Raw genomic sequence first — 3,914 nt, 5'->3', positions numbered from 1 at the left:
TTTCTGCGCAACTAAATGGCTTTTGAAAACCTGATGTTAACTGTAAAGCTCTTTCTCAACTTGCCAGTAACGTTCCCTTGCTACAAGAGGTTTGGGGTTAAATTAAGCCCATTTTTCGGATTTGCCAAATCATCCCAAATACAAACCCATTTTCAAATTAAGCCAATTGCCCAAATCTCTTGTGAGCAAGTGTTATGCGGGGTTACTTTTCGATATTATTGTTCGATGTTTTGCTTTTCAATCTCAATTTTCGGTTAATAATTTAGACATTGATAATTAAACAAAAAATCTATTGCCGATTAATTAAAACAACTTGCTTCGTAATCTTTTACTAGTTCTAATACGCCAGATTCGCCTTGAATAGCTAATTCTTTCTTCTCAACTTTATCAATAGTGCTTTGACAATCAGTGATTTCTCTAGTAATTACTTTTTTCGAGATAAGTCTACTTAATCCCATAGCTTCCATGTATGAGACTTTACCATTATTTGGTCTTTTAATAATGTATATATTTATTGAAGTATAGCCCGGTTTAACATACTTAAGTAGTTTCAATTTATTTGAATACATTATTAGGGCAAATCCTTTATTTTCTAAATTTTCATAATTTAAAATCTTATCCTCATATTTCAAACTAAATGAACTTACATCGGAAGGTAGTAACTCTTTTTTACTTCCATTTTTATCTAAAACAACTAACTTTTCTTGTAATTTATAATTTAATTCAACTTTGGAAAAATAGTTAATTTTTAATTCCACATTTTTTAAAGTGTCATTTTCTTTGGTTATTATTTCGACGTTTGTGATTTGCGAAAAAGATTTGTTTATTCCCACAATAAGTAAAATAATGATTATTAATTTCTTCATGTTTTAATTTAGTTTTGGTTTTTTTTTTAAAATTATTTTGTTTTAGCACTTAAATTCTCGGTCTTATTGGGTAATCCCGCATAACGTTCCGCCGCTTTGAGATGGTGTGTAGTTCGTAACCTTTCAATTTTCGGCTTTGCAGAAAATATGATGCGAAACGATAATTCCACTAAATCACACACTAGCTCAAAACGGCTGTTGGTGGCTGGTGTTGCTGTTTTCAATAAAGTCATTCGCCTTTCTTCATTCGCTTTTATTCGGTTTTAGTTCTACTATTATTTGTTTGATTAGATAAATAATCGCTCCAATAAAAATCCCAACAAATATTATTGCTACAATTTTAAACCCAATAATTAGGTTTTCAGTTAATATAGAAAATAGATTTTGCACGGCGTAATATAAACTAACTAATAAAAGTACTAATGTAGAAAGTCCAATGATAAATTTCAGATTATTCTTTTTGATAGAAATTCGCGGGAATATTAATAAAAGCAAAATACTAATTATAGCAAATAGTACTATTGAATAATGGTAGTACTTTAAAGTTATTTTATGTCCACTTGCTCCCAAAAGCATATACATAAAAAGGATAGAGAATATTAACATTCCACTATATATTACAAAACTAATCTTATAACCTTTCTGCATTTTTGTTAGATATTTTTATGCGTTTTTTCGGTTTACACTTGCCACCAACGTTTCGCCGCTTTGAGATGGTGTGTGGTTCGTAACCTTTCAACTTTCGGCTTTGCAGAAAATATGATGCGAAACGATAATTCCACTAAATCACACACTAGCTCAAAACGGCTGTTGGCGGTAGGTTTTTTAGTTCTATTTTAAAGCCGTTTCTAATTTATTTAAAGCATTTTCTATATTTATGCCTGTATTTCTATCATTCTGATTCGCAATAATCAAGATGCCTAAATTTTGTTGTGGCAAAATCTTAAGTATATTAGAAGTTCCGTTTGAACCACCGTCTTTTATATAGTTTGTATGCCCTTTAGAATCTGTTAAAATGTCCCAAAAATAACCCATGTCTATGTTTGGATAAACTTTTTTATGAGATTCAATAGCAACCTTATTATTTGAATTTAATTCAAACTTAATATATTTACCTAAATCGTCCATTGTTGATTTTAGAAATTTTGATGCTCCCCAAATACTGATAGTTAAAGGTTCCATAGTATCGCCTTTTGCATTATAGCCATTTGCAAGAGTTTCGTTATTTCCTAAATTAAGTTTTGTAGATTTCATTCCTGCTTTTTTAAAAATCTCCTCATTTAATAGGTCATCGTAACTTTTTTTATATACATTTTCTAAAATATAAGCACACAATTCTGGCGCTAAAGCACCATACTTATAGCCAGTTCCCGGAAGTGAATCTACTTTTACTTTTCGTAAATCAGCTAAGAAAAGTTCTTTAGTATACGCTTTATCGAGTCTGTTTTTATAATAAAGGAAACGTTCAGCAGGGTATTTATCTCTTATTTGTTGAGTAACAGGAAAAGGTGTTTGTATTCCACTTCTATGGACAAGTAAATCTTTTATTTTTATTGGTTTGCCTTGAAACTCTAAATTAGAAAAATCTTCATTCAGATATTTTCTAATATCGTCATCTAATCCAATTTTATTTTCTAATACAGCATTAGCCATAAGCGTTCCTGTAAATACTTTAGTTGTAGATCCTATTTCAAAAAGTGTTTGATTGGTTGCTTTATTACCTTTTCCTTTATCCAACTCTCCGTAGTGCTTTATATAAGTTTTTTTATTTTTGACAATGGCTATCGAAACAGAATTAGCTCCTGATTTTTTCAGAAAAGAGTCTGCAACTGTATCCATTGAATGGTATACAGATTTATCAAAATTATTTTTGTTTGAATTTGATGTTTTTTGTCCAAAAGAATGAACAGAAAGAAATACAAAAAAGAGGAATGAAAATTTTGTCATAATGTTATTGTTCTGAATTTTATGCGTTTTTTTGGAAACTTACCGCCAACGTCCTGCCGCTTTGAGATGGTGTGTGGTTCGTAACCTTTCAACTTTCGGCTTTGCAGAAAAGTTGATGCGAAACGGTAATTCCACTAAACCACACACTAGCTCAAAACGGCTGTTAGCGGTAGTTGTTGTTTCTTCCACGATACGTTTTTAATAATTTTTGTAGATCATAATGTTCAGTTCCATAATCATCAATCATTATTTTTTCAGTTCCATTCGGAAAATCATATGTTAAGTAAAAGTGCGAATATTTTCCTGAATTTTCCATAATTACCTCTTCATTTTCAATACTTTCCCAATTATAGAATTTTGTTGAAATTGTTTTAATTCCTTTTTGATTAATTATAATTTGAGGTTCTGTATTTGTTGCTTCTCGGAATTCTAAATAAGCTAAATAACCGCAAACAATTATTAAACCTATACCCCAATATTGATTTTCGGATTTTGTGAAAAGGAAAATTCCACCAAACACACCAATTAGCATTATTCCCATTTCGATGTAGTTTTTCATTTTCGCAAAATAAATGATTGTTTCTTTTGGAATTGATAAATCGTCTTTGAATATCTCAATTAAATCAGTTTGTTTAAATTTTTCTTGTAATGAGTTTAATTTTTCTATTTCAGATTCCTTTCTAATTTCTGTTTTTTCAAATAGACTTCCATCTTTCCAAATTAGTTTTTCTTGAATTGCTCTTTTTTTTAGTTCGTGAACATTTCGTACATTCTCAAAAGACCAAATTCTCCATTTTGTAATTGCAAAACTCCAATATAACCAGGATAGTATAAAAGATAATATTATTCCAACAGGAATTGTCCATTTAGGTAAATAGTTTTGTATTCCGCAATAAATTGTAATTCCTAAAACAGCAAACATAATTAACATCGATGGATAATTTACCATTCTGTGTCCTTTCTTTATTGCTTCATCTACTGATATATTTTCAATCATTTTCAGTTTTTTTTGTCAATTACCGCTAACGTTTGCGGCTTTGCGAAGTGCCTTCTCTTCTGCGCTCACTATAAAAGCTAAAATAGCCAATTTTTTTATAATTG

At 30.0% G+C, this 3,914-nt stretch carries 3 protein-coding genes; all 3 read right to left on the bottom strand.

Going from position 1 to position 3,914, the window contains the following annotated elements:
* Positions 1-299 precede the first annotated feature (299 nt).
* Complete coding sequence (locus FNW52_RS20425) at positions 300-866, bottom strand: hypothetical protein (RefSeq protein WP_143379316.1); 567 nt, start codon at positions 864-866, stop codon at positions 300-302.
* 831 nt (positions 867-1,697) lie between these two features.
* Entirely contained in the window at positions 1,698-2,813 is a 1,116-nt protein-coding gene (locus tag FNW52_RS20420) for a serine hydrolase (RefSeq protein WP_143379315.1), read from the bottom strand.
* Positions 2,814-2,976: 163 nt separating this feature from the next.
* Positions 2,977-3,810 carry a hypothetical protein gene (locus tag FNW52_RS20415; protein ID WP_143379314.1) on the bottom strand — a complete coding sequence of 278 codons (834 nt, stop codon included), beginning with the start codon at positions 3,808-3,810 and terminating at the stop codon, positions 2,977-2,979.
* Positions 3,811-3,914: the final 104 nt, after the last annotated feature.

Origin of the sequence: Flavobacterium sp. ZT3R18 (genome assembly GCF_007097385.1) — a bacterium.
GTDB lineage: Bacteria > Bacteroidota > Bacteroidia > Flavobacteriales > Flavobacteriaceae > Flavobacterium.
Note: the sequence above shows the minus strand (reverse complement) of the source record. Positions and strands in the feature narration are given on the sequence as shown.